Consider the following 15066-nt stretch of genomic DNA (forward strand, 5'->3'; position numbering starts at 1 on the left):
TGCTACCTCCTTAACTTCGGATCGAGGGCATCCTGCAATCCATCTCCGAGCACATTAAATGAAAACATGGTCAGGGAGATGAAAAAGGCAGGGAAGAACAGGCGCCACCAGTGACCTGATAGGATTGTAGACAGCCCATCATTAGCCATGGATCCCCAGCTGGCAAAAGGAGGCTGAATGCCTAATCCCAGAAAGCTCAGGAACGCCTCTGCAAAGATGGCTGACGGAACGGTAAGTGTCATCTGTACAATAATAGGGCCCATTGTATTCGGCAGCAGGTTTTTCTTAATAATCCTCGAAGTTTTTGTCCCAAAAGTCTTTGATGCCAGTACAAATTCATAGTTCTTAATCTGCAGAACCTGCCCGCGGACAATCCGGGCCATCCCAACCCAGCCCGTCACAGAAAGGGCAAATATAATCGTGAATAAACCTGGTCCCATTACGACGCTGATTAAAATAACAACAAGCAAATAAGGAAGTCCATATAGAATTTCCACAACCCTCATCATGGCATTATCTGTTCTGCCGCCTTTATAGCCGGCGATACCGCCATAGATGACTCCGATTGCAAAATCAATCATGGCAGCAACGATTCCCACGAATAAGGAAATTCTTGCCCCATACCATGTTCTGGCGAATACATCTCTGCCAAGCTCGTCAGTGCCGAACCAATATTTCGATGATGGCGGAAGGTTCTGATTGGTCAGAGACTGCTCAGATACACTATGCAGAGAAATCATCGGTCCAAAAATAGACATAAAGGCTAAAGCAATAAGAAAGAATAGACCTGCCATTGCCAGCTTATTTTTCAAGAGCCGGCGCCATGCATCCTGCCAATAGGAAAGGCTCGGCCTTACAACTGCTTCCGCTGCATCCTGGTCCTTGGCCTTAGGCACAAACCAATCATCCGGAATATCGGGTGCAAGATTGCGGTCATCATGCTGTTTTCGCAGTTCCATTAGCTCGCCTCCTTTTTGTGCAGCTTAATTCTCGGGTCTAAAATTCCGTATGCAATGTCCACAAGGAACAGCATAATAATCAATATTGAACTGTAAAAAACGGTGGTTCCCATTATGACGGGATAATCACGTGTATTGATGCTTTCTACAAAATACTTTCCCATTCCAGGAATGGCAAAGATTTTTTCAATGACAAACGTACCTGTCAAAATGCTCGCTGCCAAGGATCCCAGTACAGTTACGACAGGCAGAAGGGCATTCCTCAGTGCATGCTTAAACACAATTTTCACCGGTGATAAGCCTTTTGCTTTGGCTGTTTTTATGTAATCCTGAGTCAGCACCTCCAGCATGCTTGAACGTGTCAGACGGGCGATAATCGCCATGGGCCCGGTCGCAAGCGCCAGAGTCGGCAGGATCATATGCTTCGGACTTGACCAGGTAGCCACCGGCAGGATTGCCAGGTTGACAGCAAGCTGCTGAATTAACAGTGTGGCAAGCACAAAGTTTGGCACTGATATGCCCAGAACAGCAATGGTCATCGCTAAATAATCAATAAAGCCATTGTGCCGGAGGGCAGCTATGATTCCGAGGGCAATTCCCGAAAAAACTGCCACGATCAATGTGACCATTCCCAGTTCGAAAGACACCGGAAAACCCCGTCCGAGCATTTCATTAACCGTCTGGGAAGATTTTTTAATAGATGGCCCAAAGTCGAATGTCACAACGGACTTCAAATACATCCCATATTGGACATAGAGCGGCTCATCCAAATGGTAGAATTTTTCCAGATTCCGCTGGACCGCTTCACTTGTATTTCTTTCTTCATTAAAAGGCGACCCCGGTATGGAATGCATTAAGAAAAAAGTCAGAGTGATAATGAACCAAAGTGTGACGACCATTGCGATAAGGCGTTTTATTATGTATCCAGTCATTCATTAACACTTCCTAACAGAATGTAGTTCTCATGGCCAGCTCAGTCATCACCAGCATCGCCTGGTATGCTTCAAGAATATCTTTAGCCTGATAGCGGACAATGGTTGTATTCTCTTCTATCTCCGCACCAGGCATTAAAGCAGCCCACTCAGCCTGGCCATAGTTGGCAAATTCAATTTTCAATACAGGGTTTTCTGGCGGAACAAGCGGTTCTACAAGTTCCTTCCTGCTAAGAGCCTCTGCTGCTTTTTCTCTTAAAAGCTGTCCGGCTTTTGCAGGTGTCAGCGATTTCACGCTTGAACGGGATATCGTCTCCTTTACAACCGCAGTGGTGACATTCGAAATTAATTTTTCTGCTTCCAGAGCCGCCTGGTCATCTCCGGCCACCATAAGGACCGGTACGCCATGATAACCTGCCACATAAGCATTAAAGCCCATTTCCCCAATGGCATGGTCATTGATGTACATATGCCTAACACCGAATATCATGGAGTGGGACATCACTCCCTTCATGGAAGCACGTGCATGATAACCAACAAACATGGCACCGCTAAAGGTTGAGTCAAGCCCCTGAACCATTGAGTATGGCTTCACATCGCCCGTAATCAGCTGTGTTTCAGGATGCATCCTTTCAATCAGCAGGTTATTCATTTTCGAGTGGCTGTCATTTACAATAACCTCGCTGCAGCCCTCATCAAAGGCAGCTGTTATCACATGATTTGCTTCATCAGTCATGATTACCCTGCTTCGTTCATAATTGTGCTTCGAAGAGTCTACATGTGTGTGATCAGCCAGACCCGTTATTCCTTCCATATCAACAGATAGATAAAGCTTCATTTGAATCCCCCAAATATTATATTGTTATAGTTTTATATTATAGATTATTTGATATTTTCTGTAAAATTTACCTCCAATCTGCCTTATACAGGCAGAATGCAAAAAATCCAGCTATCGGAGAAAATAATGCTCTTCTCTGATAGCTGGATTTCATCTGCGGAAAACAGAAAAAGCAGCTTTACTTATTCATAATTTGTGTATATTTTATATGGGCATTTTTAAAGGCAACCATTAGCGCCTTTTGCGAGGAGCCGAAGTAGCGGCTTTCGATTTCTTCCATTACCTTGTCTGCTTCCAGTATGGATTTGCCGACAAATATAGATTTAATAAATAATGAGGTTAAGTTAATGGTAGATGAGCATTCTGCATCTACAATTTCATCTGTGTCCCTGTCAATTACAAGACCTATAAAGAAGCCATTGTATTTTTGCATAATCGGATTGTTCAATGATGTTTTGCTGTCTCCGATGATATAGACGGTATTTTGTCTGTACATGAACTTGCCTCCTGCAGAACCGGATATTATATGAGGCGTTTATGAGGCTATCATAAACATTCATTATAATGCATGGCCCGTACCAAAATTGTAATACAACAGAGGCTCTATTACAATCACTTTTCAATACTTTTCTAAATATTTTATCAATTAAAGCTGTTCCTTTTAAATTTTACTTAATTAGTTTTCAGTGCTGCTTTGCCCGGCAAGTCTCAATGCATACTGCAGGAGGTCCTCCCCGCTCATAAGCTTGTCTCCCCCACCCTGTGCAAATTGAGGGTTCCCCCCGCCTTTGCCATTAATTTTCTGCAGAAGTTCTGCGGAAAGGCTCTTCATATCAGGCCCGGAATCCTTTCCTCTGGCACATACAAATTGGAGCTTATCAGCGGTTTCATTGATTAGAATAGCAACTGCATTTTCAGATTGGGAGGCGATTAGGCGCGCCAGTTTCTGCAGCTCCTGAATGGAGCGTCCCTCAGAGACTTTGCTGATCCACTCTCCGTTCCCTGTTGTGAACATTTCTTTTGCTTCATAAGCTAACAGTGCTTCCTTTGCTGCTTCCAGTTGTTTCTCCAGGTCCTTTCCATTTTCAATCAAACGGCTGGCCGCTGACGGCAAGTCCTTTTCAGGTGCATTAAGAAGCTGGCTAAGATTTTTGGTAATCTCATGTTTGGTCTGAAGCTGCGCAAGGATTCGGCCCCCACAGATAAACTGCACACGGATTTTCTTTTTTTGGCGTTCCCAGTCTAATACTTTAATGCCTGCAACCTGGCCGGTTGAAGATGGATGGGTTCCGCCGCATCCGTTATAATCAAATTCCGGAATCATCACAAGCCGAATGTCTTCACTTACAGACAGCTGCTTGCGAAGGGGAAATTGGGAAGCTTCTTCCGCACTCACCCACCTGGCTTCAATTGGACGGTTCTCAAGGATGATGCTATTTGCCAGCCTCTCCGCTTCCTCTGCATGCTGGACCCGCAATTCACTGATTTCCAGGTCAATGGTTAATGTTTCTTTGCCTAAATGAAAGCTGACCGTTTTATAGCCGTAAAGCTCTTCAAAGGCAGCCGATAATATATGCTGTCCTGCATGCTGCTGCATATGGTCAAACCGTCTGTTCCAATCAATTTCTCCTGATACACTGGACCTGGACGGGTCTAGCTCCCTTTCTATATAGTGACGGATTTCCCCATCCACCTCGTCGACATCCACTACTTTTACGCCATTTAGTGTTCCCTCATCATGTGGCTGTCCTCCGCCAGTTGGATAAAAGGCCGTTTCTTTCAGGACGGCATATATCCTTTCCATGTCATCTGCTGCCTGATATACAAGTTCCGTTTCAAATGTTTGGATATATGGGTCTTCATAATAAAGTTTATTCAAAGCGAACCAACCTTCCTTGTGACTATTCTATTTTTAAACTACCGATTATGCAGTTACAGGTCAAGCCACTTATTAGTCAAGGGTAAATTATTAGTAATTTTATCCACGCGGTTTATGGCTGTGATGAAAAAGGTATGTACACCAATAGATAAGCAATAAATTATAAGGAGGATGATGAACATGGCAACAAACAAGCATATTGTAGGTGCATATGATACAGAGCAGGAAGCTATACAAGCGGTTGAAAAGTTAAGAGCGGAGGGATACCGTCCTGAAGACATTTCCGTAATCAGCAAAAATAAAGATGATGTAGATGCCGTTACAGAAGAAACAGGCACAAAAACGGAAGAAGGATTAGCTGCCGGAGCGGCAACAGGCGGAATTCTGGGAGGACTAACAGGTCTTCTGGCCGGTGTAGGCGCATTGGCGATTCCCGGAATCGGGCCGATTGTGGCAGCAGGACCAATCGCTGCTACATTAACAGGCGCTGCTGTTGGCGCAGGAGCCGGCGGTATAGCAGGAGCACTTATCGGCATGGGCATTCCTGAAGAGGAAGCACATCGTTATGAAGCTGATGTCAAATCAGGGAAAATCCTTGTGTTAGTTGACCCTGAGACTAAGTCCGCAGATTTTACTGACGGCTATACAGATACAAACCGTTCTGTTCTGGAAGGAGACAGGACAACCTATACAAACGCTGATCCTTTAAATCCCGGAGAGCTTGACCGCGGAACGAATGCTTTTAAGGATAACACCAGAAACAGCAGCAGTGTTTGGACAGATGAGAACCTGGACTCAAACCGTCCGCTTAGCGAAAAGCTTGACGACACGAAAACAGATGACTATACAGACCGTACTGTTTCGGCCTACAACGATGATGTGGATACCCGCTACAGAGATGCTTATGATTTTAATAACGTAAGGGAGAACCGCAATAACCCTTATAAAGGATAAAGAAATAGGAGCTTTTCCCAAGAAAGGGATGAGCTCCTTTTTTGCGTACATATAGATAATGGCAGCAGTTCTCACATTTCAATACTGGATTTGGATTGAATAAATTCCAGATTTTTCAGGTTTGTCCGAATTATTTTCAAAGTTATACTTAAATGTAATGGAATGGAAAAACAGAAATCTAGCGGGGGGAAATGATAATGAGAAGAGTGTTGCCAGCACAAATTATTTCTCATAGTCAATTTGGTTACAAAAAGATACCATCAAGTGTCCAATGCGAGTGCCCTAAATGCAGTAAACCGAGCCTTTTTACGATAAAGGCAAATTATAATCATACAAGCAAGTCCAGCATACTTTCGCATGGAAGTTGTTCTGCCTGCAAAAAGGAATCCGTTTTTATCATGATTCTTAACCAAGCTGAACAATCCAGTGACGAGACTATTCTCTATATCTATGATCCCAATTCAGCGAAAGAGCTCCTGACTCAGCTTGAGAAAATAAAGGAAGTGCCGGGAGACCTGACAAGAGCCTACCGATCGGCTTTAAATGTCAGCTACTCCAAAGATACGGTTGCTACTGCCGTGATGTCCAAACGGGTACTTGAAAGCATACTGAAGAACTTCCTCGGCGAGGAGGTCAAGGGGCAAAACCTTTCAAAGCAGTTTGAACAGCTGCCAGAGCATGTTGATTTAGCAAGGCCTCTGCAGTCTTTAAGCCAGCTGGCACAGCCAGGCAGCGCTTTTTACCAGATGCTTGATCTTGAAAAGGATATTGATCAGGAAATGGCTTCTCTGCTGATGGAGCTTTTAGAAAGTTTAATAGAGTACTTATTTGTCCTGCCGAATAAAATTGAATTGCTGCAGCAAAAACTTAATCAAAAACTGCACTAACCCCACAATTAACCCCCTTATCTTTTCTGATTAAGGGGGTTAATTTTATTCTAAATTATTCAGCTGTTTCCTGATCTGGTCTTCTGCCTGCTTTAAAATTTCTTCGTCGCCGGCTTCTTTATTTGTAAGGATATTCGTTTGATATTTTAAACCTTCATAGTCAACAGTTACTGTAATTTCTTTCATCTCTCTTGATCCTTTCCTGATGTTTTATTATATAAATACCAACAAAAGGACGATTTAAAACTTCACTATGCTGGTTTCACATACTCTTCGAAAATACTTGCCAGCCTTTCCTTCATTTCCTCTTCCGTTACAACTAGGCTATGGCTGCCCATTTTTGTTTTAAGAATAAGTTCAAAGCCTTCATTTACTTCTTGAGAAAAACCATAGTATTTATGATCAAGATCGATTTTTTTGAAATGGAAGGATTGCAGCTTATTCCATGGAATAAACTTGCTTCCGCTTATAAAGCCGTCATCATAGACTGCAAATACATTCAGCAGATCCCTGGCATTGATTAGAGGGATAAACAGCAGATAGAGATACGTCCAGCTGAATTTCATATTATATTTTCCGAATATAAACATAGCGATTAGAAAAACCAGCATGACAGCATACATCGTTAGTCCCAGCTTATTTTTTGAGATAACAGGTGCATCTGCAGATTTCTGGGGGAATTTCCTTACGGTTTTCAGGTCCGTCTTGTCAAAAGGAATAAGGGCTGTTTTCTTCTTCATTTTCGTTATTAAAATGATGTAATGATAGCTGTAATAGATAACAATTAACAGAAATAGAACCTCGAAAATTAATTTCATCAAACCCGCCTCCTTAATAATCTTTACGTTTAACCAAAAGAAAAAGTTTCATCTCTATAAGAAATGTCAAATTTATGATTGTGAAAACAAACTAATTCGAATATAATCTAATTAGATGATTATCTAATTATTTTTTTTGTTAGTAAATTAGACATATATCGAATTAACACTCACTGAGGTGCGGAAAAAATGACGAATTGGACTGTATGGAAACAGGAAAAAAATTATCAAAAGCTCTTTTGGGCTGGCGTCATTAATGGAATCGGTAATCGATTCACACAGGTAGCGCTGCTTGCCCTGCTATACCACGTAACAGGTTCCGGAGTGGCGATCGGGCTGTTATTCGCCATTCGCATGGCACCTTTTTTCTTTATTGCGCCAATAGGCGGAATGCTCGCAGACCGTTTTTCCAAAAAAACCATTCTGGTGACAGTAGACTTGTTGAGAGTGCCTGCGGTCCTGGGGCTGCTTTTCGTAGGGGAAGCAGGGGATTTATGGATTGTTTACGCAAGTGCATTCCTCATCTCAATGGGAGAAGCGATCTACTCCCCGGCCAGGATGTCTGCGATACCTGCTCTTGTAAAATCAGATAGACTCATATATGTGAACGCGATTGAACAAATCATGATCGGAGCCGTCCTCATTATTGGTTCAAGCACCGGAGGAATCCTTGCCTACTTTCTGGGAAACAATGCTGCTTTCATGCTTAACGGCCTTACCTTCCTGTTATCGGCATATCTAATCTCAAGGATGGTTTTTCCGGCTGTTTCTGAGGAAAATAGGAAAAAAACGAAAACATCCGCTTCGGTTTCACCAGCGAGACTTATTCTTGGCTCTTCTGCACTGATTGCCTTTTTTATCATGATGCTGACCATGCCGCTCGCCAATGGAATTGACAATATTCTTGTAAGCATTTATGGGCTGGAAGTTTTTAATATGGGAGAATTGGGCGTTGGGTTTATGTATGGCGCATTGGGGATTGGGCTCATTCTAAGTTCATTTTTTTCTCATATCATCAAGAAGGGCCTCCTGATACTCGCGATTCTCTTTATTGCTTTAGAAGGCACTGGCCATATTTTATTAAGCCTCGCACCAAGCTTTTATGCAGCACTTTTCACCGTTGTGCTGATCACCTTTGCGGGCGGCCTTGGCAACATATGCCTGGACACGGTCATGATGAAATTTATACCCCGATCCAAACAGGGAACCTTTTTTGGTTTAATGCAGATGGTTTCAAACCTTTCACTGGCTATCTCCATGGGCACAGCAGGATTCCTGCTGGAGATTTTTGCTCCGAGGACTCTTAGCCTGATTATTGGCGTATCGTATCTTATTTTTACTATTATGTATGCACTTCTGTTTGCAAGAGTGGATCTTGTAAAAGAAAAGAGGGAGTTCATTAGGGGTATTTAAGATTTTGTTAAGTGTCTGAGTAATGTTTGCACTATGATCTGGCTGGAAAGCTGATGTAACGCGAAGTGACCGATATAGTAGGAACCTGACCGATAACTATGGTGAGGTGACCGATAAAATAAAAATCTGACCGATATCCATGGTGAGGTGACCGATAAAAAGGAAAATTGACCGATATCCTCGCACATGATATGAAAATATTAAATATTGGCAGTAAAAGACAGCCCAAATTCAATGAAAAATTTAATCCCAACTAAAATCGCAGAAAAGAATAATTATAGCCCCTTAAAAGACGGAAAAGCCCTGCAGACTATTATATCCTGCAGGGCTTCCTTTTAGTTTTCTTCGATTTCTCTGCGGTTCTTCTTAAACATTTTAGATAATACTTCGTACACGATTGGCACAATGATAAGAGTCAATAGCGTCGAACTTGTCAGACCCCCGATAACGGTAATGGCAAGACCTTTAGAGATTAGCCCTCCGCCTCCAGAGCCGATAGCCAATGGAATTAATGCACCAATTGTAGCAATGGCTGTCATCAGGATTGGGCGAAGTCGGGTTGCTCCCGCTTCCAGCACCGCTTCCCTCATGACCAGACCGTCACGTTCCATATGGATGATCCTGTCAACCAGAACGATGGCATTGGTTACGACAATACCAATTAGCATTAATAGTCCCATCATGACCGATACAGAAATGGTTTCACCGGCAATTAATAAGCCAACGAAAGAACCAATAACGGCAAATGGAAGGGAGAAGAGAATCGCAAATGGCGCCACTCCTTCACGGAATGTAACGACCAGAATGAAGTACACAATCGCGATGGCTGCAAGCATCGCAGCGCCAAGCTGTGTGAACGTCTCGGTCATATCTGCCTGAACACCCGCAACTCCGACTGTTACACCCTTAGGCAGATCCAATTCATCAATTGCTTCATCTGTTTTAGAAGTAGCCTTTGTGATGTCATCACCTTTTACCGTACCTGACACAGTTGCGTAGTACTCGCCTTTACTGCGGGCAAGCGTACTATGAGTTGTACCTTCTTTCACTGTGACAAGCTCAGAAAGAGGCATAGTTGTACCCATTGCTGTCGGCACCTGTGTTGCCAGGATATCATCAATGGATTTCGGCTGTTCCGCCTGCTCCTGCTGGACAATGACTTCAAGCGTCTCACCGTCTTTTTCAATCGTTGTCAGAACATCCTTGGTGTTTGACGGATTCAGCATCATGACAATTTGTCCGGCTGTCAGACCGTACTGCAGCAGTTCATCCTGCTCAACATTGAAGGTATATTCAACAAAGGCGTCTTCTGCACTGGAAGAAACGTCCTCCAATTCTTCATTTTCCTTCATTACGTCTTCTACCATTTTGACAGAGTCATTCAGTTTATCTAAATCTTCACTGTAGAATGTGTAGCTGACTTCATTGGTTGAACCGGACATAGATGAGAAGTTCTGGCTCTTCCATTCACCTGATTGTCCGATATTAAACACATAATCTTCAATTTCTTCACGGACTTCAGGAAAATTATCCATTTCAGGGTCAAAGATCAGGTACATTAAGGCTCCGCCTGCTCCTCCGCCCATCATGGCAGCCATTTGATCCGCTTCTTCGGTTACAGATATTTGAACGATGTCAATATCATCACGCTTCAGCATCTCTTCTTCTACTGCTTCAACGTTCTTTAAAGTTTCATCTTTAAGTTCTCCAGCTTCAGGCGTGTAAGTTAGATACATTACTTTATCTTCTTCACTGCCCATAAAGCTGAATCCGATCATTGGTGTCAGAGCTAAGCTTCCCGCCAGCAATACAACCGCAATGATGGAGGTAATAATCTTATGATTAAGAGACTTCTCAAGAATGCCTTTATACCATTTTGATAGCTTTCCAGCTTCTTTATGGCTGCCTTCCGTTTTTTCGCTGTACAATTTCTTTCTAAACAGGAAGTGAGACAGCGCTGGAACGATTGTAATGGCCACAAGGAGTGAAGCGCCAAGTGCAAACGTCATCGTCAAAGCGAATGGCATAAACAGCTCGCCGACCATGCCTCCTACAAAAATGAGCGGTGCAAATACGGCAACCGTTACTAATGTTGAGGAAAGAATTGGCTTGAACATCTCTATCGTAGCTTCACGAATAAGAGCCCGCCCTGTTAGTTTTTCTTCTTTTAAATGCAGGCGGCGGTAAATATTTTCAACCACAACGATAGAGTCATCGATCACACGGCCGATAGCAACCGTGATGGCTCCAAGCGTCATAATATTCAAGGTAATATTCATCCAGTTCAGCAGCAGCAAAGCCATGAAAATCGAAACTGGAATAGATACGATTGAGATAATCGTGGATTTAAAATCACGCAGGAACAGCAAAATAATCAAGACTGCAATCAGCCCGCCAAACACGGCTTTTTCAATCATGGTTGAAACAGACTCTTCAATCGGCTTGCCCTGATCAAGTGAAAGATCTATAACAAGGCCCTCGACCTTTTCTTTTTCTTCCTTGATTAATTCCTTGACGCTGTTGACAACTTCAACGGTGTTTGCCTGCTGTTCTTTCACAATTTGGATCGCAATGGCATCATCACCATTTGTACGGGAAACGGATTGCACTCTGCCGACAGTATCAACCTCGGCAATGTCACTCAGCTTCACAAAAGGTGACTGGTTTTGTGCGGTTGGTGTTACCGGGATGAGCATGTTCTTTAATTCATCCTCGGTCATGAACTTGCCGTCTACTGCGACAGCCTGCTCTCCTTCCTCAAACTCGTAAAGTCCCAATGATACAGCCATGTTGCTCGCCTGGATCATTTCCTTTACTTTATCTTCGGTCAGCTCAAGCTCAGCCAGTTTTTCTTCGTTGTATGTGAGCTGCACCTCTTCCACATGCTGACCAGTGATGGTCGCTGATGCTACACCCTCAATTTTCTCAATTTTTGGCAGTATGATATCTTCTACAGTTGAGGTTAACTCAATAATATCCTCTGATTTACTGCTTACGCTCAGTGCAGCAACCGGCATCATATTCATGCTGATGGCCGTGATGGAAGGTTCCTGTGCTCCTTCCGGAAGCTCCACTGCATCAAGAGCTGATTGGAGAGCGCGCTTGGCTTCGTCCATATCAATACCATATTCATATTCCACTTGGATATTTGACATGTTAGAATATGAATTTGAGTAAACTGATTTAACATTTTCAAGGCCTTCTACGGCTTTTTCAATTGGGATGGAAACATCTTCCATCACTTTTTCAGGAGTCGCCCCCGGATATACGTCCATTACCATTAAGTAAGGAATTGAGACATCCGGAATGGTCTCCATATTCATTCGTGTACCTGAATAGATGCCAGATACCGTGATAATAATTGTTAACAGCCAGACTGCAAGTTTATTCTGCAGGACAAAATTCACTAAACCTTTCACTTGTGCACCTACCCTTAATTGACTTGTTAGACTCAATTACATATAATAATGACTGATTGGTCATTTGTCAATCAAAAAGGAGTGACACCATTACATGAACAAAAAGCAATTAATTATGGAAAGCGCACTTGAACTCTTTGCGAAGCAAGGATTTGAAGCTACCTCTGTACAGCAGATCACAGAGCACTCCGGTATATCCAAAGGAGCTTTCTACTTATCATTCAAATCAAAAGATGAATTGATCATGGCTTTGATTGATCATTTTATGGAGCAATTCATTTCAGATATTGACCACATAGTCAAAGACCCGAATAACAATGGTGAAGAGCTTTTAGTGAAGTTTTTTTACACAACATTCCACTCCTTTCAAAAGCATTCAGACTTCGCCAAAATTTTCATTAAAGAACAGGCGCATACATTCAACGAAGAACTGATATCAAAAGGGCGTCACTTTGACCAATTAATCGATGACATCACCCTTTCCATGCTTGATCAGTTATACGGAAAGACTGTCCAGCATACAAAATACGATTTAATCTATTGCATCAAAGGCTTTATGCATGTGTACTCTCATTTATTTTTATTTTTCAATGTTCCTTTGGATCTGGACCTTCTGTGCCGATCACTTGCGGAGAAGACAGAACTTCTTGCCAAGCATTCGACTATCCCGTTTATAAACGATGAGCTATACGAGATGTTCAGGAAGACGGGACATGAAGAGATGACTCACGGACAAATAATTGAAATTATGGAGCAAAAAATCGAGGAATTAGAAGACTCGATTGAAAAAGAATCCCTCATCCTGCTAAAGCAGGATGTGCAGGAGCGCAGCCTGAATCCTGCTATCGTAAAAGGGCTGATTACAAATATCAGAAACAACCCTCATTGCAGATGGATTGCTTATCTGCTTTTCCATTACTATGAGGTTTAAACAATAAAAGGCAGAATGCATTTAGCAAGCATCCTGCTTTTTGTGTATTGTGTTAATATATTTTTTTATTTTTTTACTTTTGAAACAGTCAGCCCATCACCAATAGGAATAAGCACAGATTCCAATTGAGGATGGCTGGCCACTGTTTCATTAAATTTTTTCATAAATTCAGTATGACGTTCAGGTTCAGCACTCTCGTCTGCTACAGTGCCTCTGGCCAGTACATTATCACAAACAATTAATGCTCCATTTTCCGCTAGTCTGATGCAATAATTCAGATAGTTTTCGTAATTTTCTTTATCTGCATCGATAAAGAAAAAATCAAATTGTCTATTATCGCTAACAAGCTGTTCGAGACTTTGCAAAGCTGGTCCGATTAAATATGATACTTGACTGCCAAAACCAGCTTTAACTAGATTACTATTTGCTATATTTGCGTAGCTCTCCACCAGCTCAAGTGAAGTTAATTTTCCTGCCATATCGAATCCCCTGGCTAAACAAATTCCGCTATATCCTCCAAGCGCCCCGATCTCAAGGACATTTTTTGCCCCTGACATCGATACTAGCAGCGTGAGAAGCTTACCAGTAGAAGGAGATACAGAAATGGATCGCATACCATTCTCTTTTATGGAAAGAAGAACTTCCTCTAAAATATCATCCTGGCTATAAAAAACTGAATCGATATATCTGTTAATTTGTTTCATTCTCCTGCCCCTTTATTAGAAATTGATTATTTTTTCTTTCTCTTCTTTGGAATCTATCATTAAATTTCAATAATAAGGGACTGCCAAAGGGTCAGTTTTCACTGACATTCTGGACAGCCCCTTTCATAAATTATTTCAACTCAGCTAAAACTTCTTCAATTTTAGCAAGCTCGGATTGTAAACCGCCTCCACTTAGATACCATAGTGGTCCATCTAAGTAAACGATTTTTTCATTTTTAAAAGCATCTGTTTTCTTAATGATATCATTTTCCATATCATCTTCAATATTAGAGTCGCCTCCAACAGCTGCTGTACGGTCAATTACAAATAGCACTTGTGGATTAAATTCCAGGATGGCTTCAAAACCGAAGTTAGAACCGTGAGAAGAAGACTCGATATCTTCTGTTACAGGCTTGAATCCATAAATGTCATAAATGTAGCCGAAACGGGAATTTGCTGCAAAACCAGATAATTTACCTTCATTGTACATTGTTACTAAAGAGGTTTCGTAGTTTCCAGCTAAAGCTTTGATTTCTTCTAAAGCTGAATCAAATTTTGCCGTGTATTCTTCGGCTTCCGCTTCTTTACCAAACATTTTCGCCGCTAGATCTACAGAAGATTGGAATGTGTTCCAGTAGTCATCCTGAGAAGTACCAACAAACACGACAGGAGCGATTTCTTTTAATTCTTCATAGAAAGCTGACTGACGCCCAGAGATAAAGATAACATCCGGATCCATTTCAGCGATATCTTCAAGTAAAGGTTCCTTTAATCCACCAACGCTTTTATACTCATCAGAAGCGTATTTTTCAAGGTGAGCAGGCAGGGTAGAATCTTTTGCAACCCCAACAATTCCTTCAACACCTAGAGCATCTAATGTATCTAAGAACCCATAATCGAATACGGCAATTTTTTCTGGCATCTTTTCAAATTCTACATCTTCAAAATTAGTTGTACCACCCTCACTGCCTTCTGTTGAAGCAACCGTCGGAGAAACAGTCATTGGATATGCAGGGCTTCCTTCTGTTTCAGCTGCACTCGTTTCTTCAGATTGGCCTTCAGCTGCAGCTTTATCAGTTGGTTCTTCTTTTGAAGCTTCTTCGTTAGATCCACATGCGGCAAGCAATAATACCATAGCTGCTACCATCGCCAAAAATAGTTTTTTCATCTTTCTTAACTCTCCCTTATTATTTATTTATTGATATTGATTATCATTATCAACTATGATGATAATTATTATCGAATAATCTTTATTAGTCAATAACTTTTTGTGAACTTTTTTAAATTATCTTCCAATTTTTCAAATATCTTACACGCAATAAGCTGATCCCT

At 42.0% G+C, this 15066-nt stretch carries 14 protein-coding genes; 4 read left to right on the top strand and 10 right to left on the bottom strand.

The genetic code is table 11. The features are described 5' to 3' along the window. Positions 1 to 2 precede the first annotated feature (2 nt). From JI665_RS25605 to JI665_RS25625, 5 genes are all read right to left on the bottom strand, one after another. Positions 3 to 959 carry an ABC transporter permease gene (locus JI665_RS25605; protein WP_206845519.1) on the bottom strand — a complete coding sequence of 319 codons (957 nt, stop codon included), beginning with the start codon at positions 957 to 959 and terminating at the stop codon, positions 3 to 5. Further along, positions 959 to 1891, bottom strand: coding sequence for an ABC transporter permease (locus JI665_RS25610; RefSeq protein WP_206845521.1), 933 nt, complete (start codon positions 1889 to 1891; stop codon positions 959 to 961). The genes JI665_RS25605 and JI665_RS25610 overlap by 1 nt, the downstream gene beginning before the upstream one ends. Positions 1892 to 1904: 13 nt before the next feature. Beyond that, positions 1905 to 2729: a M55 family metallopeptidase gene (locus tag JI665_RS25615; RefSeq protein ID WP_206845524.1), complete on the bottom strand. Its 825-nt coding sequence runs from the start codon at positions 2727 to 2729 to the stop codon at positions 1905 to 1907. Between the two features lie 178 nt (positions 2730 to 2907). Then, a complete protein-coding gene (locus JI665_RS25620; RefSeq protein WP_206845526.1) occupies positions 2908 to 3225 on the bottom strand; it encodes a DUF3870 domain-containing protein in 318 nt (105 codons plus the stop codon). Between the two features lie 180 nt (positions 3226 to 3405). Next, positions 3406 to 4608, bottom strand: coding sequence for an alanyl-tRNA editing protein (locus JI665_RS25625; protein ID WP_206845529.1), 1203 nt, complete (start codon positions 4606 to 4608; stop codon positions 3406 to 3408). A gap of 180 nt (positions 4609 to 4788) precedes the next feature. Here JI665_RS25625 and JI665_RS25630 point away from each other — a divergent pair, with 180 nt between their 5' ends. Next, positions 4789 to 5562 carry a general stress protein gene (locus tag JI665_RS25630; protein ID WP_206845532.1) on the top strand — a complete coding sequence of 258 codons (774 nt, stop codon included), beginning with the start codon at positions 4789 to 4791 and terminating at the stop codon, positions 5560 to 5562. A gap of 197 nt (positions 5563 to 5759) precedes the next feature. After that, the gene (locus JI665_RS25635) at positions 5760 to 6449 is read left to right on the top strand and encodes a hypothetical protein (protein WP_206845535.1); all 690 of its coding nucleotides are present in this window, start codon (positions 5760 to 5762) and stop codon (positions 6447 to 6449) included. A gap of 45 nt (positions 6450 to 6494) precedes the next feature. Here the strand turns inward: JI665_RS25635 and JI665_RS25640 are convergent, their stop codons facing one another. Beyond that, the gene (locus JI665_RS25640; RefSeq protein ID WP_206845537.1) at positions 6495 to 6635 is read right to left on the bottom strand and encodes a BA3454 family stress response protein; all 141 of its coding nucleotides are present in this window, start codon (positions 6633 to 6635) and stop codon (positions 6495 to 6497) included. Positions 6636 to 6700: 65 nt separating this feature from the next. Next, complete coding sequence (locus tag JI665_RS25645; RefSeq protein ID WP_206845540.1) at positions 6701 to 7267, bottom strand: hypothetical protein; 567 nt, start codon at positions 7265 to 7267, stop codon at positions 6701 to 6703. A 189-nt stretch (positions 7268 to 7456) separates the two neighbouring features. Between JI665_RS25645 and JI665_RS25650 the strand changes: the two genes are divergently transcribed. Continuing rightward, the gene (locus JI665_RS25650; protein ID WP_206845542.1) at positions 7457 to 8680 is read left to right on the top strand and encodes an MFS transporter; all 1224 of its coding nucleotides are present in this window, start codon (positions 7457 to 7459) and stop codon (positions 8678 to 8680) included. A 335-nt stretch (positions 8681 to 9015) separates the two neighbouring features. Here JI665_RS25650 and JI665_RS25655 read toward each other — a convergent pair whose 3' ends face one another. After that, positions 9016 to 12099: an efflux RND transporter permease subunit gene (locus tag JI665_RS25655; RefSeq protein ID WP_206845543.1), complete on the bottom strand. Its 3084-nt coding sequence runs from the start codon at positions 12097 to 12099 to the stop codon at positions 9016 to 9018. A gap of 94 nt (positions 12100 to 12193) precedes the next feature. On the opposite strand from JI665_RS25655, the gene JI665_RS25660 reads away from it, so the two are divergent. Continuing rightward, positions 12194 to 13030, top strand: a complete 837-nt coding sequence (locus JI665_RS25660) for a TetR/AcrR family transcriptional regulator (RefSeq protein WP_206845544.1) — start codon at positions 12194 to 12196, stop codon at positions 13028 to 13030. Between the two features lie 65 nt (positions 13031 to 13095). Here the strand turns inward: JI665_RS25660 and JI665_RS25665 are convergent, their stop codons facing one another. Together JI665_RS25665 and JI665_RS25670 are read right to left on the bottom strand one after the other, a co-directional pair. Beyond that, complete coding sequence (locus JI665_RS25665) at positions 13096 to 13734, bottom strand: O-methyltransferase (RefSeq protein WP_206845545.1); 639 nt, start codon at positions 13732 to 13734, stop codon at positions 13096 to 13098. 130 nt (positions 13735 to 13864) lie between these two features. Next, a complete protein-coding gene (locus JI665_RS25670; protein WP_206845546.1) occupies positions 13865 to 14902 on the bottom strand; it encodes a siderophore ABC transporter substrate-binding protein in 1038 nt (345 codons plus the stop codon). Positions 14903 to 15066 lie beyond the last annotated feature (164 nt).

This window comes from Bacillus sp. NTK034 (genome assembly GCF_017303275.1).
Lineage (GTDB): Bacteria > Bacillota > Bacilli > Bacillales > Cytobacillaceae > Cytobacillus.

Coding starts and splice junctions, on each gene's coding strand:
- JI665_RS25650 (WP_206845542.1), top strand. CDS start 7,457: ATGACGAATTGGACTGTATGGAAACAGGAAAAAAATTATCAAAAGCTC.
- JI665_RS25645 (WP_206845540.1), bottom strand. CDS start 7,267: ATGAAATTAATTTTCGAGGTTCTATTTCTGTTAATTGTTATCTATTAC.
- JI665_RS25615 (WP_206845524.1), bottom strand. CDS start 2,729: ATGAAGCTTTATCTATCTGTTGATATGGAAGGAATAACGGGTCTGGCT.
- JI665_RS25610 (WP_206845521.1), bottom strand. CDS start 1,891: ATGACTGGATACATAATAAAACGCCTTATCGCAATGGTCGTCACACTT.
- JI665_RS25640 (WP_206845537.1), bottom strand. CDS start 6,635: ATGAAAGAAATTACAGTAACTGTTGACTATGAAGGTTTAAAATATCAA.
- JI665_RS25660 (WP_206845544.1), top strand. CDS start 12,194: ATGAACAAAAAGCAATTAATTATGGAAAGCGCACTTGAACTCTTTGCG.
- JI665_RS25620 (WP_206845526.1), bottom strand. CDS start 3,225: ATGTACAGACAAAATACCGTCTATATCATCGGAGACAGCAAAACATCA.
- JI665_RS25605 (WP_206845519.1), bottom strand. CDS start 959: ATGGAACTGCGAAAACAGCATGATGACCGCAATCTTGCACCCGATATT.
- JI665_RS25670 (WP_206845546.1), bottom strand. CDS start 14,902: ATGAAAAAACTATTTTTGGCGATGGTAGCAGCTATGGTATTATTGCTT.
- JI665_RS25635 (WP_206845535.1), top strand. CDS start 5,760: ATGAGAAGAGTGTTGCCAGCACAAATTATTTCTCATAGTCAATTTGGT.
- JI665_RS25630 (WP_206845532.1), top strand. CDS start 4,789: ATGGCAACAAACAAGCATATTGTAGGTGCATATGATACAGAGCAGGAA.
- JI665_RS25665 (WP_206845545.1), bottom strand. CDS start 13,734: ATGAAACAAATTAACAGATATATCGATTCAGTTTTTTATAGCCAGGAT.